Annotated in this window: 18 protein-coding genes and 1 tRNA gene; 7 read left to right on the plus strand and 12 right to left on the minus strand. The window is 67.0% G+C overall.

Features of this window, described 5'->3' with window-relative positions; translation table 11 throughout:
* Positions 1-168: 168 nt before the first annotated feature.
* Both NV2_RS13255 and NV2_RS13260 read right to left on the minus strand, forming a co-directional pair.
* The gene (locus NV2_RS13255) at positions 169-1146 is read right to left on the minus strand and encodes a helix-turn-helix transcriptional regulator (RefSeq protein ID WP_067873056.1); all 978 of its coding nucleotides are present in this window, start codon (positions 1144-1146) and stop codon (positions 169-171) included.
* Positions 1147-1199: 53 nt separating this feature from the next.
* A complete protein-coding gene (locus NV2_RS13260) occupies positions 1200-2027 on the minus strand; it encodes a M23 family metallopeptidase (protein WP_245662581.1) in 828 nt (275 codons plus the stop codon).
* A 230-nt stretch (positions 2028-2257) separates the two neighbouring features.
* Between NV2_RS13260 and NV2_RS13265 the strand changes: the two genes are divergently transcribed.
* Together NV2_RS13265 and NV2_RS13270 are read left to right on the plus strand one after the other, a co-directional pair.
* Positions 2258-3301, plus strand: coding sequence for a nitronate monooxygenase (locus tag NV2_RS13265; RefSeq protein WP_218018978.1), 1044 nt, complete (start codon positions 2258-2260; stop codon positions 3299-3301).
* Between the two features lie 58 nt (positions 3302-3359).
* Positions 3360-3752, plus strand: a complete 393-nt coding sequence (locus NV2_RS13270; protein ID WP_067872764.1) for an SCO5389 family protein — start codon at positions 3360-3362, stop codon at positions 3750-3752.
* Between the two features lie 54 nt (positions 3753-3806).
* Here the strand turns inward: NV2_RS13270 and NV2_RS13275 are convergent, their stop codons facing one another.
* The 3 genes from NV2_RS13275 to NV2_RS13285 all read right to left on the minus strand — a co-directional run bounded on the left by NV2_RS13275 (position 3807) and on the right by NV2_RS13285 (position 7775).
* Positions 3807-5474: an AMP-binding protein gene (locus NV2_RS13275; protein WP_067872767.1), complete on the minus strand. Its 1668-nt coding sequence runs from the start codon at positions 5472-5474 to the stop codon at positions 3807-3809.
* A 40-nt stretch (positions 5475-5514) separates the two neighbouring features.
* The gene (locus NV2_RS13280; RefSeq protein ID WP_067872770.1) at positions 5515-6000 is read right to left on the minus strand and encodes a YiiD C-terminal domain-containing protein; all 486 of its coding nucleotides are present in this window, start codon (positions 5998-6000) and stop codon (positions 5515-5517) included.
* A 140-nt stretch (positions 6001-6140) separates the two neighbouring features.
* Complete coding sequence (locus NV2_RS13285) at positions 6141-7775, minus strand: long-chain fatty acid--CoA ligase (RefSeq protein WP_067872774.1); 1635 nt, start codon at positions 7773-7775, stop codon at positions 6141-6143.
* Between the two features lie 379 nt (positions 7776-8154).
* On the opposite strand from NV2_RS13285, the gene NV2_RS13290 reads away from it, so the two are divergent.
* Positions 8155-9624 (plus strand): flavin-containing monooxygenase, encoded by a 1470-nt coding sequence (locus NV2_RS13290; RefSeq protein ID WP_067872777.1) that lies wholly within the window; start codon positions 8155-8157, stop codon positions 9622-9624.
* A gap of 10 nt (positions 9625-9634) precedes the next feature.
* On the opposite strand, the gene NV2_RS13295 is transcribed toward NV2_RS13290, so the two are convergent.
* Entirely contained in the window at positions 9635-11857 is a 2223-nt protein-coding gene (locus NV2_RS13295; RefSeq protein WP_084474557.1) for a M28 family peptidase, read from the minus strand.
* Between the two features lie 63 nt (positions 11858-11920).
* A complete protein-coding gene (locus tag NV2_RS13300; protein ID WP_067872785.1) occupies positions 11921-12784 on the minus strand; it encodes a universal stress protein in 864 nt (287 codons plus the stop codon).
* Positions 12785-12923: 139 nt separating this feature from the next.
* Between NV2_RS13300 and NV2_RS13305 the strand changes: the two genes are divergently transcribed.
* Entirely contained in the window at positions 12924-13895 is a 972-nt protein-coding gene (locus NV2_RS13305; RefSeq protein WP_067873061.1) for an Acg family FMN-binding oxidoreductase, read from the plus strand.
* A 65-nt stretch (positions 13896-13960) separates the two neighbouring features.
* Here the strand turns inward: NV2_RS13305 and NV2_RS13310 are convergent, their stop codons facing one another.
* The gene (locus NV2_RS13310) at positions 13961-14770 is read right to left on the minus strand and encodes an aquaporin (RefSeq protein ID WP_084474560.1); all 810 of its coding nucleotides are present in this window, start codon (positions 14768-14770) and stop codon (positions 13961-13963) included.
* Between the two features lie 293 nt (positions 14771-15063).
* The gene (locus NV2_RS31420) at positions 15064-15204 is read right to left on the minus strand and encodes a hypothetical protein (protein ID WP_157102886.1); all 141 of its coding nucleotides are present in this window, start codon (positions 15202-15204) and stop codon (positions 15064-15066) included.
* On the opposite strand from NV2_RS31420, the gene NV2_RS13315 reads away from it, so the two are divergent.
* Positions 15178-15253 (plus strand) — tRNA-Arg (locus NV2_RS13315). The two genes, NV2_RS31420 and NV2_RS13315, sit on opposite strands and share 27 nt — an antisense overlap.
* 146 nt (positions 15254-15399) lie before the next feature.
* Here NV2_RS13315 and NV2_RS13320 read toward each other — a convergent pair.
* Positions 15400-16149, minus strand: a complete 750-nt coding sequence (locus tag NV2_RS13320; RefSeq protein WP_218018979.1) for a hypothetical protein — start codon at positions 16147-16149, stop codon at positions 15400-15402.
* On the minus strand, positions 16146-17072 hold the full coding sequence (locus NV2_RS13325) for an ABC transporter ATP-binding protein (protein ID WP_067872791.1): 927 nt from the start codon (positions 17070-17072) through the stop codon (positions 16146-16148). The genes NV2_RS13320 and NV2_RS13325 overlap by 4 nt, the downstream gene beginning before the upstream one ends.
* A gap of 103 nt (positions 17073-17175) precedes the next feature.
* Between NV2_RS13325 and NV2_RS13330 the strand changes: the two genes are divergently transcribed.
* Positions 17176-18372 (plus strand): sensor histidine kinase, encoded by a 1197-nt coding sequence (locus NV2_RS13330; protein WP_067872794.1) that lies wholly within the window; start codon positions 17176-17178, stop codon positions 18370-18372.
* Positions 18373-18376: 4 nt separating this feature from the next.
* Positions 18377-19018: a response regulator transcription factor gene (locus NV2_RS13335; protein WP_067872797.1), complete on the plus strand. Its 642-nt coding sequence runs from the start codon at positions 18377-18379 to the stop codon at positions 19016-19018.
* Between the two features lie 91 nt (positions 19019-19109).
* On the opposite strand, the gene NV2_RS13340 is transcribed toward NV2_RS13335, so the two are convergent.
* The gene (locus NV2_RS13340; protein WP_245662582.1) at positions 19110-20156 is read right to left on the minus strand and encodes a YVTN family beta-propeller repeat protein; all 1047 of its coding nucleotides are present in this window, start codon (positions 20154-20156) and stop codon (positions 19110-19112) included.
* Positions 20157-20180: the final 24 nt, after the last annotated feature.

Here is a 20180-nt window from a genome sequence, read left to right on the forward strand (position 1 = left end):
GGTCATGCACCCCCTCACGCGGTCCGAGCAATCATATAAGGATGGCGAGCACGACGTGCCGGGCCGGACTGATCCGGGGTGACCCGTCGGTACTCCTGATATTCATCGCCGCCGAGGTGGGTGAGTGTTGCGCGTCGAACCGGGTTCCGTGGTTCTCGTCACAGGATGTCACAACCAGCCGCGGCGGATCGCCTGCACTCCGGCCTGGAAACGGGTGCTGGCACCGAGTCGTTCCAGCAGGCTCGCGGTGCGGCGCACCACGGTTCGCCGTGACATTCCCAGCCGCCGCGCGATGGTGTCGTCGGTGGCGCCCAGCCCCATCAGCGTGAGGATCGCGCGGTCGCGCTCGTCCAGAGGCTGGGCCGGGTTGACCGAGATCGGCGCGGCCAGCGCCCACAGCACGTCGAAGACGTGCACGATGGTGTCCAGCGTCGGGCATGCCGCGATCCGCAGGCCCATCGGGTCGCCGCGGCGTTCGTCGTGATGGAGCATCAGCGCTGCGCGATCGTCGTCGGCGATGATCACCTTCAACGGCGGATCCGGGAGCGTGCGGGCCTGCGCACCGGCGGCGTTGGCCGTCAGCGCGAAGTGCAGCCGATCCGGATCCTGATACACCGTGTCGTGATACAGCGTCTGATACCGCACGCCGGCCGACATCCGAGCCGAGCGCAGCTCGAACAGCGACTCGGCGCGCTCGCCCTCACACAGATACGGCCCGCGATCGATCATGCGGACCCTACTGCGGGCGGCGCGCTGCAGATCCTCGAACTCCGCGAGGACCTCACGCGCTTCGTACATCGGTACGACGCTGCCGTCACCGCGGGAGGTGCGGCGTACCGAGCGGAAGGTCTCGCCCAGTTGGGCCGCCACGGTGTGCATACGTGCCGTTTCGGCCTGCCGGCGCCGGGACTCGGCCTCCGACAGCGCCTCGGGCGCGTGCGCGTCCCACCGCACGTCGCCATCGGTGTCGATGCGGACCACGGCCTGTAGATCGCCGAGTTCCTCCAGCGCGGCCAGCACTTCGGCCTGGGCACAGTGCAGCTGCTGAGCCAGTTCGGACGCAGTGGACCGCGGATGCTGCACCAGGGCCGTATAGATGCGGCCGTGCTGCGATCCGTCGTCGAACAGCTCGTAGAAACCAGTCAATTCGTCATTCCCCCGGAGCCGCTCGAGCAAGGCGGCGGCCGGTCCCGCGGGCCCTATTCGCCCGCTCCCCAGCCCTGCTGGGACAGGACGACGCCCTTACTCGCCAGATACGGCGCCGGGTCGATCTTGACGTCGTTGGGGTCCCAGATCTCCAGATGCAGGTGCGGACCGGTGGAGTTGCCCCGGTTACCGACGGTGGCGATCACGTCACCGGCGTTCACTCGCTGGCCGACACTGCTCAGGATCTCGTTGACGTGTCCGTACACCGCGGTGGTGCCGTCGTCGTTCTTGACCCGGACCCACTGTCCGAAGCCCGACGCCGGGCCGGCATCGATGACCGTGCCGTTCTCCACCGAATGGATCGGGGCACCGATCGAGTCGGCGAAGTCGACACCGTTGTGCATCGCGCCCCAGCGTGACCCGAAACCGGAGCTGACCACACCGGCCACCGGGCGCACCGCCTGAGCGGGGGCCAGCTGCTGCTGAATGTTCTTGAGTACGTCCTCGGCCTGTGAGAGGGGGCCGGAGACCTCCGGCGGCAGATTCTGCAGACCGAACGGCGCGGGCGCCGGTGCCGCGATCGGCTGGGCCTGCGGGGCGGCGGGGGTTTCGGCGGCGACGGGCTCCGGTGCGGGCGCGGCCTGTTCGGCCTGCGGTTCCGGCACGGAGGCGGCCTTCAGGGTGACCGTATCGGGGTCGTCGGCATGCCCGCCGGGCAGCAGCGGCGCGGCGTGCGCCATCTGAGTGGCGGTGCCGATCAGGGCGCCGGTGGCGACGGCCGCGCTCGCGGCGAGTTTCACCCGGTCGGCAGTACGCGGCTGCGCGCGATGGCTGGTGCGGCCGGCAGCGCCGGTATTACCGAGTAGGTCCTGCACGGACACTGAGCTGGATGTCTCACGGTGCTGCGACAAATTCGTTCCTAGCGTCGATCAACTCGGCGGCGACGCCTGGTCGAAACCTCACCTTGGGTAACGATTCGGCATCTGTTGTGACGGAAACTGTACTCCGTCGTGATCTTTTCGCAACCTTCCGGGAAAGGTGCTGGCCCGGGGCGAATTCGCCGCCGATACCGCCCGTAACCCAGCCGTCTCGCGCGGTTCAGACTGGAAGGGTGATCCTCGACGAGCTGCCTACACCGATCGTGCTGGCACCGATGGCCGGCGGGCCGTCCACACCGGAACTGGCCGGCGCGGTCTGCACCGCGGGCGGGCTCGGCTTCCTCGCGGCCGGTTACCTCACCGCCGCCGACACCGCCGCACGGATCGCTGCGCTACGCGAGCTGACCGGTGCCGCGTTCGGCGTCAACCTCTTCGTCCCGGGCGCACCGACCCCGGCCGAGCATTTCGCGGGGTATCTCGATCGCCTCGGCCGCCACTACCCACTCGGTGCGGCACGTTTCGACGCCGACGGCTGGGACGAGAAGCTCGAGCTGCTCACCACGGACCCGGTGCCGGTGGTCTCGTGCACGTTCGGCTGCCCGTCCCAGGAACGCATCGAGCGCCTGCACCGCGCCGGGTCCGAAGTATGGGTCACCGTCACCTCGGTAGCCGAGGCTCGGATCGCCGTGGCCGCCGGCGCCGACGTCCTCGTCGCCCAGGGTGCGGAGGCGGGCGGGCACCGGGGTGGATTCACCGACCATCCGGACGACGACGGGATCGACCCGCTCGGCACCCTGGTCCTGATTCAACTGCTGCGTGCCACGGTCGATGCGCCGGTCGTGGCCGCCGGCGGTATCGCGACGGGTGCGGGCATCGCGGCGGCGCTGGCGGCGGGTGCCGCGGCCACACAGCTGGGCACTGCCTTTCTGCGATGCCCGGAAACGGGCACCTCCGCGCTACATCGCGACGCCCTCGAGATCGACACCCCCACAATGCTCACCCGCGCGTTCAGCGGCCGCCGAGCCCGCGGGCTGCGCAATCAGTTCATTCTGGACAACACCGATGCCCCGGCGGCCTACCCCGAAATCCATTACGCCACCGGACCGTTACGAGCGCAGGCCCGCGCTGACGACAACGCGGACGCGGTGAATCTCTGGGCCGGCCAGGCACATCCGCTGACCGAGGAGATTCCGGCCGCCGACCTGGTACGCAAGCTGCACGAGGATGCGAAAACCGCATCGGAATCGGCACTTTCGCGCCTAAACCGGCCTTGTTGACAACGTTTTTCGTTTAGACTCGAGGGGCATCGTCCGCCATACCCTCCAGGAGAGCGTCATGTCATTGGATGTCCCAGCCGCCCTGCTCGAACGCGCCGAAAGCGGTCCGGTCAGCGACGAGGAATTCGTCGAATGCGTCCGTACCTCTCTCCCCTACGCCTATGACGTGGTCAGTCGGGTTGCTTCCGATCTGCGCACGGGCACAGCAGAATTCGCAGACAACGATGTCGCCCCACCGGACGAGACGGCCCGCGGTCAGCTGTTGCGCGCCATGGCATCCGATTCGATCCGCGGCAGCCTGGAACGGCATTTCGGGATCAAGCTCGCCTTCCAGAACTGCCACCGGGTAGCGGCCTTCCCGCTGGCATCCGTCGGTGGTGACACCTACTCCACCTTCATCTCGACCCGGGCCCAGCTGCTCAACCAGAGCCCGGAATTGCGTAACTGCTGAGCGAACACGGTTCCGGTGCCGAGCATTTCGGCGCCGGAACCGTTTCGTGCGGGGCTACCACAACTCACGCAGCCGACGCCGCAGCACCTTGCCCGTCGGATTCCGCGGTAGTTCGTCGAGGAAGACGATGTCGCGCGGCACCTTGTAGCGGGCGAGATTCGCCTTCACGTAGGCCCCCAGCTCGTCCGCCAACGCACCTTCGAGCTCCGCCGCCTCGCCGGCGGGCGCCTCGGCACCCAATTCGTCGGCGCGCACCACGAAGGCGACCAGCCGCGCACCGAACTCGTCGTCGGGCATCCCGAGTACCGCAACCTCGCGCACGCCCGGGTGCGCGGCGAGCAACTCCTCCACTTCACCCGGAAATACGTTCTCACCGCCGGAGACGATCATGTCGTCGTCGCGGCCGTCGATGAACAGCCTTCCGGCAGTGTCGAAATGACCGAGATCCCCGGTCGAGATCAAGCCGTCGATCCGTTCCTTACCCCCGCCACCGGTATACCCGTCGAAGGGGATCGCATTGCGGACGAAGATGCGTCCCGTCGTCCCCGCCGGCACCTCGGCGCCTCGTGCGTCCAGCACCCGCACCACCGCACCCACCACCGGTGCGCCCACACATCCCGGTTCCTCGGCCAGGTCACTCGGGGTCGCGATGGTCGCGTAGGCGACCTCGGTGGAGCCGTAGCAGTTGTAGACGACCGGCCCGAACGCGTCGGTGACCCGGCGGCACAACCCGGCGCCCAATTGCGCTCCGGCGACGAAGACGATGCGCAGCGCCGACAGGTCGCGCTCGGAAATCGCCACCGGTCCCGGCTCGACCAGCCGTGCCAGCATCACCGGCACCGCGACCAATGTCGTCGCCCGATGTTCGGCCATACTGTCGAGCACCTGCTGCGGATCGAACCGGCGCCGGATCACCAGCGTGGAGCCGAACCCGATGGCCAGCAACGACATCGCGAATCCGAGGGTATGAAACATCGGCGCCGCACATTCGGTGACCTCACGCGTACGGAAGGGCACCTTGCTCAGAATCGCGCCCACCGGTTCCAGCGACCACGGATCCGAACGTGTCGCCCCCTTCGGCACCCCGGTGGTTCCGCTGGTGAGCAGCACGATCCGAGCACGTGCGCACGTTATCGGCGGCGCTGCGGACGAACCCGCGTGGATCAGCGATTCCAGGCTGCTGGTGTGCCGGGTATCCGACCAGGCCCGGTAGGCCCCGCGACGCGGGCTCAGATCACCCAGGATCGGTTCGTACTCCTCGTCGTAGACGAGCAGGTCGACGCCCTCACGTTCGGCCACATCACGCAGTTGCGGGCCCGCGAAATCGGTGTTGAGCAGGATGATCCGGGCGCCACACTTGGCACCGGCGAACACCGCGTCGAGCAGCCCGCGATGGTTACGCGCCAGGATCGCGACACCCTCCCCCGGTTTCAGCCCGCGTTTGCGCCATTCGTTGGCCAGCCGGGTGGACCGATCTTCCAGATCGCGGTAGCTCAGGGTGCCCAGCTCGTCGACCAGTGCCGTGCGGTCGCCGTAGCGCGCGGCAGCCAGCCGGACCAGTGCGGGCAGTACCCCGTACCGCACCAGCGACTCACCGGCCGACAGCAGGTTGAGCGGTGATTCCACCCCCACCAGACCACTGCGGGCACACAGCCGCAGGTACTCCAGCTCCGCTCGTACCCACTCGCTCGCGGTGTGTATACATAGCACATTCACCGCCATAGTCGATCCCCCTGCTGAAACGGGTCTTTCCGAGGCAACCTTACTTGCCGTGTGCGCGCAGCTGGTAGAGACCGCGGGTCTCGGCCACGACCACGCCGTCGGCATCGGTCACGGTGGCTTCGAGGGTGAAATCCGCCTTGCCGTTGGCGTCGGCATCGGCCACGATCCGCGTGATCTCCGAATCCGACAGGGACGCCTGCGCGCGCACATCCGTTTTGGCCGGCTTGCGGAAGAAGATCTGCAGATCCTTGACCAGCGGGTAGTACTTGGCGTTGTCGAAGGTCGCGATCGGGATCGCTCCGCCCAGGATTTCGGCGACGGTGAACAGCACCCCGGCGTACATGACACCGAAGTGATTGCCGTTGCCCTCGATCGGGACGGTGGTGGCAGCGAACCCGGGCCGGACCTCCAGTGCCTGCACGCCCATCTTGTGGGCGATCGGGATCGTGAACTCCAGCGCGCCGTTCACCATATCGGTGAATGCGGGAGCGTCGGCATTCGTCTCGGCGCCGTTCGTTTCGGTCATCGCCAGCCCTTTCCTGCACGTCATCGGGCACCGACGAGGTACCCGGGCCTCAGCCTACGACACGTTGTTGACAGGCTGTCAACAGCCTTCGCGCCGGTCATCCCGGCCACCACGGCGGCACCATCCGAAACGGGCTCGTCCTACAGCGTGGTCACCGTCAACTCGCCGTCGGCGTAGCGGGCCCGCAGCCGCTTCTTGTCGAATTTGCCGACACTGGTCTTGGGCACCTCGTCGATGAAGGTCCAGTGCTCGGGCAGCTGCCATTTGGCGAACTTGCCGGCCAGGAAGTCGCGGAGTTCGGCCGGTTCGGCGGTCGTCCCCTCCTTGAGCACGATCGCGACCAGCGGACGTTCGTCCCACTTCTCGTCCGGCACGCCGATCACCGAGGCCTCCGCCACGGCGGGATGCCCCATGATCGCGTTCTCCAGATCGACCGACGAAATCCACTCACCGCCGGACTTGATCACATCCTTGGACCGGTCGACCAGCGTCAGATACCCGTTCGAGGTGATCTTGCCGACGTCACCGGTCTTCAGCCAGCCGTCGTCGAATTTGTCCGCGTCGATCTGCGCCCCGTCGGGCGAGTAGTACGAGCCGGTGATCCACGGCCCGCGCACCTCGAGTTCCCCGACGGCCGCACCGTCGTTGGGCAGTATCGAGCCGTCGTCGGCCACCAGGCGTGCCTGCACCGCGGCCGGGAAGCGCCCCTGGGTATAGCGGTATTCCCACTCCTGCTCCCCCTCGGCCCCCTTGGGCGGGTGCGCGACGCTGCCCAGCGGCGAGGTCTCGGTCATGCCCCAGGCGTGCAGCAGTCGCACACCGTGCTTCTCCTGGAAGGCGTGCATCATCGACGGCGGCAGCGCGGAACCGCCCACCACGACTTCACGCAGATGCCGGATGTCCTGCGGGTTCGCGTCGAGTTCGGCCAGTACTCCACCCCAGATGGTGGGGACGGCGGCGGCGAAGGTCGGCTTCACCTCGGCCATCATGTCCAGCAGCGGACGCGGCTGCAGGAACCGGTCCGGCATCAGCACGCTGGCGCCCGCCATCATCGCCGCGTACGGCATCCCCCAGGCGTTGGCGTGGAACAGCGGCACGATGGCCAGCACGGTGTCCGAACCGGTGAAGCCCATACTCGCGTTGGTGAGGATCTGCATGGCGTGCAGCCAGTTGGAGCGGTGCGAGTAGACCACCCCCTTGGGATCGCCGGTGGTGCCGGAGGTGTAGCACATACCGGCGGCGGACCGTTCGTCGATCACCGGGAAGTCGTAGGTATCGGGTTGCGCCGCAAGCAGTTCCGTATACGAGTGCACCTGCACACCGGCCGGCGCCTGCAGTTCTGCGGCATCGCCGTTGGCGACGATGACGTGCCGGACCGTGCGCAGCGTCGGCAGATACTTCGAGAACATCGGCAGCAGCGAACCGTCGACGATCACGACCTGATCCTCGGCGTGGTTGGCCACGTAGGTGATCTGATCCGGGAACAGCCGCAGGTTCAGCGCATGCAGCACCGCACCCATCGCGGGAATGGCCGCATAGGCGACCATATGCTCGTTGTTGTTCCACATGAACGTGGCCACCCGGTCGCCCGCACCGATACCGAGACCACGCAGCGCGTTGGCCAGCCGTGCCGACTCCGCACCGAACTCCCGGTAGGTCATGGTGCGCACTCCGTCACCGGTCCAGGTCGACACCGTGGCGTCGCCGTGGAACGTCGACGCGTACCGCAGCAGTGTCGCCAGGGACAGCTGTTCGTCCTGCATCGTGCTGAACATCTAAGACTCCTTCACCAGTGAATGGCGTCACACCTGCCGCGAGGATAGACCGGCGGCACACGTGTCGCACGAACAGCCCGGAATCGGGAGAAAACGGATACGCGCGGTGATTGAATCACCGCGCGCATCCGTTGCGTTCGCCCCGCCGGATCGGCCGGTTGCGACGACACCCCCTGCAGCGCCGTCGAAAACACCAAATAGTCACCGGGGCAGTCTTTTTGAAAAGCAAAAGACCACGTCGATACTAGTTTCGATACGCACACCCTGTCCAGTCGAACGCGCACGTCACACCGGCAAAACCCGAACAGGTGACCGGAAATATTGATTGTTTGGCCGCTGATCTCTCGAAAACGCTTCCGACCGGTTCTACGCTTCATATATGACTGCCACGCCATCCATCGTGATCATCGGCGCCGGATTCGCCGGCCTCGGCATGGCGCTGGAATTGCACCGCGCCGGCATCGACAACTTCACCATCGTCGAGAAGGCCGAGGACCTCGGTGGCGTCTGGCGGGAGAACACCTACCCCGGCGCGGCATGCGATGTTCCCTCCCCGCTGTACTCGTGGTCGTTCGAGCCGCGCACGGATTGGCCCCGCCGCTTTTCCCAGCAGCGCGATATCCACGCCTATATGCGTTCGATCGCCGAAAAGCACGATCTGCCACGCAAGATCAGGTTCGGCACCGAGATCACCGATGCGGAATTCGACACCGGCCACGGCCGGTGGGAAATGCGCACCACCGACGGGCAGACCCTCACCGCCGATGTGCTGATTCCCGCCGTGGGGCAACTCTCCCGGCCCGCCCTGCCGAATCTGCCCGGCATAGACACCTTCACCGGCGCCGCATTCCATTCCGCCGAATGGGACCACAGCGTCGATCTGACCGGTAAGCGGGTGGCGTGCATCGGCACCGGCGCCAGTGCCATCCAGTACATTCCGGCCATCGCGCCGACCGTCGGCCACCTGACCCTGTTCCAGCGCTCCGCCGCCTGGGTGCTGCCGAAATTCGATACCGAATACAACGCCGTGCATCATGCGCTGTTCAAGTATCTGCCGCCCACCCGCTGGGCCGAACGCTTCGCCATCTGGACCTTCTTCGAGGTGATGGCGCTGGCCCTGACCGATGTTCCGTGGATCAAGGGCCCGGTGATCGGCATCGCCGACCGGCATCGCGCCAAGGCGATCTCCGATCCGGAGCTCCTCGCCAAACTGACACCCGATTACATGGCCGGCTGTAAACGGGGTCTGTTCTCCAATGATTATTTCCCCGCCCTGGCCCGGCCGAATGTGAGCGTGGAAACCACCGCGATCGAGGCGGTCACCGAAACCGGAATACGCACCGCCGACGGCGTCGAACACGAGGTCGATGTCATCATCTACGGCACCGGATTCAAGGGCACCGAATTTCTGGCACCGATGAATATCTACGGCCTGAGCGGGCGCAAACTGTCCGACGAGTGGTCCCCCGAGGGGGCCCGCGCCTTCCTCGGAATGTCGGTGCCGGATTTCCCGAACCTGTTCATGATGTACGGACCCAACACCAACGTGGGTTCGGGCTCCATCATCTACATGCTCGAATCGCAGGCCCGCTACATCCGGCAAGTGGTGGAATACCTGTCCGGGACCTCGGGCCGTTTCCTGTCCGCGCAGCCGGCGGCCGAACAGGCCTGGGACGACTGGCTGCAGAAGCGCCTGGTGAACACGCCGTGGAATTTCTGCTCCAGCTGGTACCGCAACGCCTCGGGGCGGATCACCAACAACTGGCCCGGTGCGACACTGCTGTTCCGCTGGAAGACACGACGTTTCGACCCGGCCGACTACGCCGAAGGCACCGCGTCCGCAGCCTGACCTACCGGTTTCACCACCGCACCCGGGTGAACACCGCCACCTCGCTGTCCTGGCGATAGAAGATGTCGGCCGGTGCGTCGGCGAATCCGGAGTCCGGCAGCCAGCTGTAGTCGATCACCCGCAGGTTCAGTGGACCGGCCGCCACAGTGAGTTCGACCTCGACCCCTTCGGGCGGCACCGCCACGAATTCGAATCCCTGGGAGGGGACGGGCGTGATCTCTCGCCCGGCGACCCGCAACGACTCGACCGGTTCCCGGTAGCGCAAGGCCACCGACGGTGCCGCCCGCGCGGACCACACGCGCAGCCGCACCTGGCGGCGACCGGATTCGGTGGTGTCGGAAAGCTTCTCGATCCGTGGAGCGGGCAGCTGCCGGTCCGGGGCCGCCCCGGAAGCGGTGGTCTCGTCCCACAGTTGCGCGAATTGTTCCGGGGGCAGCCCGGTCCCGACGAACTTCTCGGTCCACCGGTCCGGCCGCTGTTCGGAAAGCCACTGCGCCTCATGGTGTTCGGCATCGAGCGCATACACCAGTTGCGACATCAGCGGGTGCCGGTCGTCGAAACGATCGACCACCGCGCCGGCAACGGCCAGCACCACCGTGAGCAGCACCGCGACGGCCGGCACGAGGGCCCCCCGGCGCTCGGGCCACGCGTGGGTGAGGGTGAGTACGAACAGCACCCCGAGCACCGTCACCACCGGAGCGGTGAGATAGGCGGCCCCGGAAAGACCCGACTGCAACGCCGAGAACGCGGTACCGCCCAGCAGTACTGCCGCCGGCACCACGCCGAGAGTCAGCACCGGCAGCCGCCACCGTTGCGGTAGCGCGAGCGCCACCGCCGCACCGGCCGCGGCGACGAATGCGGGAACGACCACGATCGCCCCGGATGGGGGCAGTGCCGCCGTCAGCGCCGCGCCGATCACCGCGACCGCGCCGAGTGCACCGGCTGCGGTCGCACCCGAACCGAACCATCGCCGCGACAGCGCATACCACAGCGCGAGCACGGCGACACATGCCATGATCACGGCGGCCTGGTAGAACTGCGGCCGATACGGATCCACGAACAGCGCCCGATACTCCGGGCGGATCGCCTGGATTCCCTGCCACAGACCGTAGACCGCGCCCATCGCGAGCGGGACCGCGAGCACGGCGGTGACCAGGGCACCGACACTGCGACCGATGGTCAGCTCACCGCTGCGGCGCATCCGCCACGTCACTGTGGCCACCAACAGCACGGTGGCGGCCGCGAGCACCACGATCACCCAGGGCGGCAGTACCAGCAGCACCCCGAACGGGAGCAGGGTGTAGGCCCGGTCGCCGTCGTCGAGCGCGCCGAGATCACGAGCACCGAAATCACGGGTCTGGGCGAGGGTATTGTCGCCGAACTGCTGCACCGTCGCCGGGTCGACATGGTCAGGATCATCGAAAGGATTGTGGTAGTAAGCATTTCGACCGGCGAAGGCCCAATCGAGCACCTTCATCCCGGCCGGGTCGAGCGCGGAGAAATCGGTGTGGCTGCTGGTCTGGTCGCCCGCCAGGGCCGTCGACAGCGAATCGGTGTTCGGACGCGGAACCGTGGCGACCGAACGGATCAGCTCACCGTCGGGATGGCTGATCCGCCACAGGATCGGCGGTCCACCGGCACCGCGCGCCTCGTGATTGATCGCCACCGCGCCCCGCGGATCGACCGCGCCGGAAGCCGCGAACGCCTCCGCGCCCAGCAGCCCCGCCTCCTCACCGTCGGTGAGCAGCACCACCAGATCGTTGCGTAGCGGTGTCGCGCCCAACGCCCGCACCGACTCCAGTACGGTCGCCACCCCCACGGCGTCGTCGTTCGCGCCGGGCCCGGAGGGCGTCGAGTCGTAATGCGCTACCAGGTACAGCGTTCCGGTCGAGTCGGTACCGGGCCGGTGCGCGACGATATTGTCGACCGCCCCCAGGGTCGGCACCGATCGATCCAGCGGAATCCTTCCGACACCGTGCCGAATCTCGGTGTCCAGTCCCAGGTCTCGCAACCGACCGACGAGATGGTCACGGACCCGGTCGTGTTCGGCGGTGCCGACCGGATGCGGTGTCGACGCGATCTCACGCACGGTGCTCATCGCGCGGTCGGCGCTGAATTCGGTAGCCGGTGCGGACCCGTCGCGATGACCGTGCGGTTGTTGCTCCCAGGCACTGGCGATCGCCACGAAGACCAGCAGTACGAAAGCCGACACACCGGCCACTCGACGCCCCATCCGGCGATGGTATCCCGACAACACCCGACATATCGGGCCACCAAAAACGGGGGCAGGCGGGCGTCAGGCCGCGCGCGGGCGGGCGACGATAATCGGGCACTCCACGCTGTGCACCAGCGCCTGACTGGTCGAGCCGAGCGTCATCCCGGGAAATCCACCCTTGCCGTGGCTGCCGACCACCACCAGCTGGGCCGCGGTGGACTCGTCGAGCAGACGCCGCACCGGCCGGTCCTCGACCACGACCCGCCGCACCTCGACCGGCTCGTCCGGATCCTCGTGCGCGGCGAGCGCGGTGTCGAGCAGCCGATTCCCCTCCTCGTCCAACGCGGCCGGCGAGGGATAATCACCGAATCGTTGCCAGGTGTGCACCACCACCAGACCGGTACCACGCCGGCGGGCTTCGCCCATCGCGATCGTCAGCGCCTCCGCACTGCACGGGGAATCGTCGTAGCCGACCACCACCGGCCGTTCGGCCCCCGGTGGTGGTCCCGCGGGCACCACGGCGATCGGGCCCTGCGCATGCCGCACGAGCGCGGTACTCACCGAGCCGAGCAGACTGCGCTGATACGCACCGAGCCCCCGGGCTCCGACCACCACCAGCCGCGCACCGCCGGCCCGCTCCAGCAGCGCGGGAATGATGGGCCCGTCGATCACGGCGGCAGACGTGCCGATCCCCGGCGCGACCTCGGCCGCCACCACGACCGCGGCGTCGACCGCCTGCCGGGCCTGCTCGCGCAAACGGTCGTGATGCTCGCGCACGCCAGGATCGCCGGCATGCTCCTCCGGAACCGGCGGCACCGCCGACACCACCTCGAGCGGCGCCTTGTACAGGACAGCATCGTGAGCGGCCCACCGCACCGCCCGCATCGCATCCTCGGAACTGTCGACCCCCACCACCACGGGCGCTTTCGGCGCATGTGCGGCCATGATCACCTTCCTCGATCGCGGTTCACGAACAGGACTTCGCCGACGTTTCGTCGATCCTATGCTGATTGGCAACCGCGATACTGGTAACGACCTGGATAGACGCACGTGCACCCGACGATCCATCGCTCTGGGAGGCATCATGCACGACATTCCCGATCGCGCCACCGTAGGCGCGGCACTGCAGCTCGCCGCCCGCGCTCCCTCGGTGCACAACACCCAGCCCTGGCGCTGGGACTTCGACGGCACCCGGTTACGGCTGTTCAGCGATTCCGAACGGCAACTGAAGGTGGCCGATCCGAGCGGACGACAGGAAGTGATCAGCTGCGGCGCCCACCTGCACCACGCCCGGATCGCCTTCGCAGCCCAGGGCCACCCGCTGACCGTGTCCTACTCCCCCGAGCAGGCACCACACGAGCTGCTCGCCGTCGCCGAATTCGCACCGCGGCGCGAGCCCTCCCACCGGGAGCGCGCCCTGGCCGCGGCCATCCGGCGGCGGCGCACCGATCGGCTGCCGATGTCGGCTCTCGAGCGTCCCGAACTGGTGGATCAGCTGCGTGAAGTTTCGACACTGCCCGGCGTGCAGTTCGACGTGGTGGACGATTCGGTGCGGCCCCGCCTGGCCGCCGCCTCGCGTCACACCGCCGCGCTGCAACAGTTCGACACCCCGTATCAGAGCGAACTGCGCTGGTGGACCGGTAATTTCGATCTCCCCGAAGGAATTCCGGCGAGCTCCCTGGCCACCGCGCGCGAGGCGGTGCTGGTCGACGTAGGCCGCAACTTCCCCATTCCTCCCGGGCCCCCACGTCGTGCGGAAGAACCCGACCGCGCGACCCTGCTGGTGCTCAGCACCACCGTGAACGCCGACCACGACTGGCTGGCCACCGGCGAGTCCCTGTCCACCGCCCTGCTGTCGGCCACCGCCGCCGACCTGGCCACCTGCCCGCTCACCCACATCACCGAGGTCGCGGCAGCCGTGCGCGCTATCAGTGCTCTACTCCCCGAAGGACGGATCCCGCAGGTCCTGATGCGGGTCGGAATCGCACCCCACGACACTTTCGTCCCGCCGACACCGCGGCGGGCAGTGGAAGATTTCGTGAGCTTCGCCGGCTGAGGAACCGAAAAAGATTCGGGCGGTGCGCCTGTCACGGCACACCGCCCGAAGATTCCGGGACTCGCTCAACGGTAGTGGCGGTTCTCCCCTTCGGCGGTGCCGGCCGGACGCTGCGCCGCTTCCACCTCCTCGCGGATGGTCGAGGTCGGTTCGGTGGAGGAGATCTCTTCCTTCCGCGGATACAGATAGAGCATGACCACCGCGGCAAGGACACCACCGATGAGCGGGGCGATGATGAACAACCACAACTGGCTCAGCGCATCGCCACCGACGAACAGGGCAGGACCGATGCTGCGGGCCGGATTGACCGAGGTGCCGGTGAGCGGAATACCGATCAGATGCACCGTTCCCAGCGCGAAACCGATCGAGGCCGCCGAAACGACGGTGGTGCCGATCTTCGAAGTCACCGCGAGCACCACCGAGACGAAGATGAAGGTCAGCACCACCTCGACCGCGAAGGCGCCGCCGGTGCCGAGATAAACCATCGAGGCATCGCCGAACCCATCGGCGCCGAGCCCCTGCTTCGAGGTCGAATACCCCTGCGCACCACTGAAAATGCCACGCAACACCGCAGCACCGGCAATACCACCGACCACCTGCGCGACCCAGTATCCGACCGCTTCGGTGATCGTTATCCGGCCCGACGCCAGAAATCCGATGGTGACCGCCGGATTGATATGCGCGCCGGAAATCGAGCCGAGGGCGTAGGCGAGGATCAGCATCACGAAGCCGAAGGCCAATGCCGTGGCGACGACGCCCGCCGAAGGGCTGGCCGCGGCCATCCCGTAACCGAACGACAACAGCGCCACACCGGCGCCGATGAAGACCAGAATCGCCGTGCCTAGAAATTCGGCGAATAGTGCACGAACATTCATCGACTCCTCCTGATCACGCGCAACGCCCGGTCGGACTCGCACGAATATTCGAGAGTGCTGAAAAGTAGCGAGCAGCGGGGATGTTACCGGAGCATCCCCATTTTGCCGGTAAATTACCGGTATCCAGAAGTTGTCCAGAATGGTATTGCCGGTGCAACACCGCCCGGCGAACGACCGGAACAATCCGGCGCCACCCCCACTCCCGCCTGGACTCACCCGCAGCAATATGCCCAGATCCAGTCCCCGCGGAAGCCAACCCTCGAGGTACCTACCCGCCCACCCCCACCGAACCGTTACACTTGCGCGAGGTCGGCGACCCAGATCGCCGCACCACCCCGCAGGACAACCGGACAGCGCGTACGAATACCGTTCTCCACCAGGCGTTCCACGAACTGCCCCAGTCCGGCGCCCTCGTAGCTCAGGGGATAGAGCACCGCTCTCCTAAAGCGGGTGTCGCAGGTTCGAATCCTGCCGAGGGCACCAACCTGCGCATCATTTGCGCAGTTCAGGACAGTTTGGACGATTGTGTCCGCCCAGGGCTTCTGCACCAGGACCTCGCCATCGAGGTCACCGGAGACGCCCGGCTCAGCATCACCACGGCGGGACTGCTGCCCAGCGAGCGGTTCCAGCTAGAAGTCGCGGCGGCGCAGCGCCATCCAGCCCACTCCGATGGCCGCCGCTGCCCAGCAGGCGGTGACCGCGAGACCTGTCCAGGGGCCGAGCACGCCGGTCGGGCCGGATACCAGGGCCTGGCGGCCCGCACGGTCCGGAAGGAACTCCGCGACGCTCCCACCTCGGGTGACATCGCCGAGCACGAACGAAAGCATCAGGACGAGTGGGATCAGCACGCCCATGGTGGCGGCCGAACTGCGCAGCAGGGTGGCGACCCCTGCAGCCATCAGCGCCATCAGCGTCAGGTGCACCGCGCAGCCGAGCATGGCGCGCCAGCCGAACGGATCGTCCAGCCCGATCGCGCCGTCGCCGATGAGTGGCCGGCCGACCAGGAAGCAGATCGCACCGGTGACGAGCCCGATACCGAAAGTCAGTGCACCGATCACGGTCAGATTGGCCGAGTACAGCAGGCCCCGTCGTGGAACGGCCGCCAGCCATACTCGCATGCCGTTGTCGCGGTAGGGTCCCGCAGCGCAGGCCGCACCGAAGGCGATGGCGATGACCTGCCCGAAATTGATGCCGAAGAACGACAGCAGCACCGGATCGAAATCCGCTGTGCCCTTCGCTTCGTGCGCGAGCGTGGCGCTGCCGAGCAGTGAGAGTCCGACCGTCACCGCGAACAACAGCGCCAGAATGCCGTTCAACGATGGCAGTGATCGAGCCTTGATCCATTCCGAGCGAAGCACCGGGGTGAACGTCATTGTCATGCCTTCTCGAGTGCGGGGGTGGTGGCCGCGTATTCACTGTCGGCCGAGGTCAATTCGAGGTATGCCTGTTCCAGTGATGCCGGCTCGTCGGCGAGTTCGAGGATCGGGACGCCCGCGCCCGCGAGCAGCGGGCCGATCCGGTCGACGCGCCAGCCATGAATGAACCAGCACCCGGAGTCCTCGATCGCATCGATTCCGGCACCGGCCAACACCTCGCGTAACCGCGCTTCGTCGGTCGTACGCACCCGGACTCGCGGCTGCACCTGATCGCTGATGAAGGTCTGCAGGGCGGTGTCGGCAAGCACCCGGCCGCGACCCAGCACAATCAGCTGGTCGGCGAACGCGGCGGTCTCGCCCATCAAGTGACTGGAGACGAGCACGGTACGGCCCTCGCCCGCCAAGCGGCGCAGCATTTCCCGGATCCAGATGATCCCCTCCGGATCGAGCCCATTGGACGGTTCGTCGAGCATGACCACCGGCGGATCACCCAGTAGCGCGGCCGCGATGCCGAGGCGCTGGCGCATGCCGAGCGAATAGGTGCGGACTCGACGCCCCGCCACGGCCCCCAGCCCGACCTCCTCGAGGACCGCGGTGACCCGGCGGGCCGGAATACGGTTGCCGACAGCGAGCGCGAGGAGATGGTCGTGCGCGGTGCGGCCCGAATGCGCGGCTGCGGCATCGAGCAGGGCGCCGACCGTGCGCAGCGGCCGGTCGATGTCGCGAAACCGGCGACCGCCGATGGTTGCTGTCCCCGAGCTCGGCCGATCCAGGCCGAGGATCAGCCGCATCGTGGTCGACTTGCCCGCGCCGTTGGGGCCGAGGAATCCGGTGACGCGCCCGGGGCGGACCGAGAAGTCGATCCCGTCGACAGCCCTGGTGCGCCGGTAAACCTTGCTGAGGTCGCGGACTTCGATACTGGTCATGTTCACACCATCGCCTGGCTGCGATGACAAAACTTCCCCACCGAGCGGATATCACCTCCCCCGCGCGGGGGAATCGCCGGCCACCGAGCGCTGACACGATGGCATGGTGTTCAAAGCCCTGTTGCGGCCACTGGCGCGTTCGGTGACCTATACCCGCGGACTGCATCTGGCACTGCCGATGACCGCAGTGGCGTTGTGGATGTTCATCGACAGGCACAGTCCCTGGGTGCCGCTCCTGCTGGCCGTACCGATCGGGTTGATCCCAGGAATGCGGCTGGCCGAGGCGATCCAGGCTCAACTGTTTCTCACCCCACACGAACGCGGTGCCACCGATGCCTCGATCGCCGTGGCGCCCGCCACCGACTGGGCGGATCGCTGGCGGATCGTACTGTGGCTCGAGATCCGATTGCTGTTGAGCATGGCGTTGTTCGGCGTCGGCATACCAGCGATCCTGATGTGCTCGGATCTTGTGAGAGCGGCGCTGGGAGCCGAGCCCACCGGGGACACGCTGCTACAGCTCGCCGGTCCGAAGTGGTGGTATGCGCTTGTCGCGCCGCTACCGATTCTGGTGCTGCTCGCCGTGCTCGTCGGCCTCGGCGAGTTGGTCACCGCCTGCGCGCGGTGGTTGCTCGGCCCCTCGGCCTCGACGCGTCTGCACGCTCTGGAAGAACGCACCGAACGGCTGCTGGAAAACAACCGTATCGCCCGGGAATTGCACGACTCGATCGGCCACTCGCTCACCGCGATGGTGTTGCAGGCCGGCGCCGCCCGCGCGGCCGGTGAGCCGGAGTTCACCGGCACCGCGCTCGCTGCGATCGAAGACACGGGCCGCACCGCATTGGAGGATCTGGAGCGCGTGCTCGCAGTGCTGCGTGAGCCGAGCACGCCTGTGGATCAGCGTCCGATGCTGACCGCGGCATCCCGGCTGTTCGACTCGGCCCGTTCGGCGGGAGCCACCATCGATGCCGACATCACCGGCCCGATAGAGCGGGTTTCCGGTCCGATTTCGCGCGAAGGTTATCGAATACTGCAGGAAGCACTCACCAATGCTCTGCGTCATGCGGGCCGTGTCGCCGTGCAGGTTCGGGTGTACGTGGACGCGCAATGGCTCGAGTTGGACGTGTCGAACCCAGTGCCTGCCGCCGAATCCGCGGACGATCGCGCTGTCCCGGCCGATCACGGCAGCGGGCTGCGTGGGATTCGGGAACGCGCCGAACTACTGGGCGGCGAGGCTCGCATGGGCCCGGAGGACGGGCGGTGGCGGACATGGGTTCGGCTACCGACCCACGGCCTAGGGTGATTCGGTGACCATCTCGGTGCTGCTGGTGGACGACGAACCGTTGACGCGGGCGGGACTGCGGACGATTCTCGATGCGCAAGAGGGAATTACGGTGGTCGGCGAAGCGGCCGATGGTGTGTCGGTGGTCGGCGAGGTCAAGCGATTGCGCCCGGATGTCATCGCGATGGACGTGCGGATGCCGCTGATGGACGGGATCGAAGCCACCCGGACGGTGCTTCGAGCCGTGCCGGACCCGCCGAAGATCCTGATCATCACCACCTTCGAAAACGACGACTACGTCTACGAGGCGTTGCGCGCCGGCGCCGATGGGTTCCTGCTCAAACGTGCTCGCCCCACCGAGATCGCGAATGCCGTACGCACCGTCGCACAAGGCGATTCGGTGCTCTATCCGGCTGCTGTCCGATCGCTGGCGGCGGGCCGCAGAAACGACAGCGCACGCGCGATTCTGGAGCGCGCCGACCTCACGCAACGGGAAGTGGCGGTCCTGCGCCTGATGACGAAAGGTCTGTCGAACGCGGAGATCGCGGCCGACCTGTACGTAGGGTCGGAAACGGTGAAGACCCATGTCAGCTCGATTTTGGCGAAATTCGGCGCCCGAGACCGCACCCAGGCAGTCATCGTGGCCTACGAATCCGGATTCGTGTAGGGGTTCCACTGCACTGGCTCCGACCGTGCCTGTCGGTTGGGGGATCGACGGGCTGCACGACCAAACGGGAGCTCTGCCCTCGCAGGTCGACTCAGCGCATGACCCCGGTATGTCCGGTGGAGTAGCGGCCGGGTTGCGGCCACACCGTCAGTCCGTGCGGCCCCGCGCCGACCGGGATTCGGGCGAGCAGTTTCCACTCGACGATGTCGATGGCGTAAACCTCGTTGTTGTATCGCCCCGAGACCCAGAACACTCGGCCGTCGCCGGAGATGTTTCCCATGTCCGGGCTGCCGCCGCCGGGGATGAACCATGTGCGTACCAGTTTCCGGTCGGCGAAGTCCCAGACCGACAGGCTGCCTTCGCCGCGGTTGGTGATGATCATCTGCTGGGAATCGCGGGTGACGTACAGGCCGTGGGTGCCCTTGCCGGTCGGGATGAAGCCGGTCTCGGCGAAGGATTTCGCGTCGATGGTGTAGATCCCGCCGGCGTGCATGTCGGCGACGAAGAAGGTGGAGCCGTCCGGTGACAGCTTCACATCCTGTGGCATGCCCGAGGGGCCGCCGTGCAGTTGTACCGTCTCGAGCAGCTTGTGGGAGGCGATGTCGATTACCGCCATCCGGCCGCCGAATTCGCAACTGGCGAGGGCGAATCGGCCGTCGGCGGTGAAATCCATATGGTCCACGCCGGGGCAGTCCGGCACCGGCGTGGAGTCGACCTTCTGCCAGGTGTGCGGATCGTAGAAGTCCAGCGATTTGTCGGCCTCGGCGACGACGATGCCGTAGCGCCCGTCCGGGGTGAAGTACAGGTTGTAGGGATCGCGCACCGGTAGCGGATCACCGGCTTTGCCGGTACGCGGGTCGATCGGCAGCAGGCTTCCGCTGCCGATCGGCAGGTCGTTGGTCGCGTACAGCGTTTGCAGATCGTAGGCGGGCACCACGTGCTGCGGCTCCCGTCCCTGCGAGGGGTAGGTCTCGACAACCTGGAAGGTGGCCGGATCGATGACCGACACCGTGTCCGACTTGCTGTTCGGCACATACACTCTAGGCAAATGCCCCGCGACCGCCGGGGAGAATTCCCGATCGGCCGCGTAGACGTCGGTGGCCGACAGTGGCGGCGGCATACCCGGCAGTACGTTCATCGCCGCCGGCGACGGCTCACCACT

Source organism: Nocardia vermiculata NBRC 100427, from assembly GCF_001613265.1.
Classification (GTDB): domain Bacteria; phylum Actinomycetota; class Actinomycetes; order Mycobacteriales; family Mycobacteriaceae; genus Nocardia; species Nocardia vermiculata.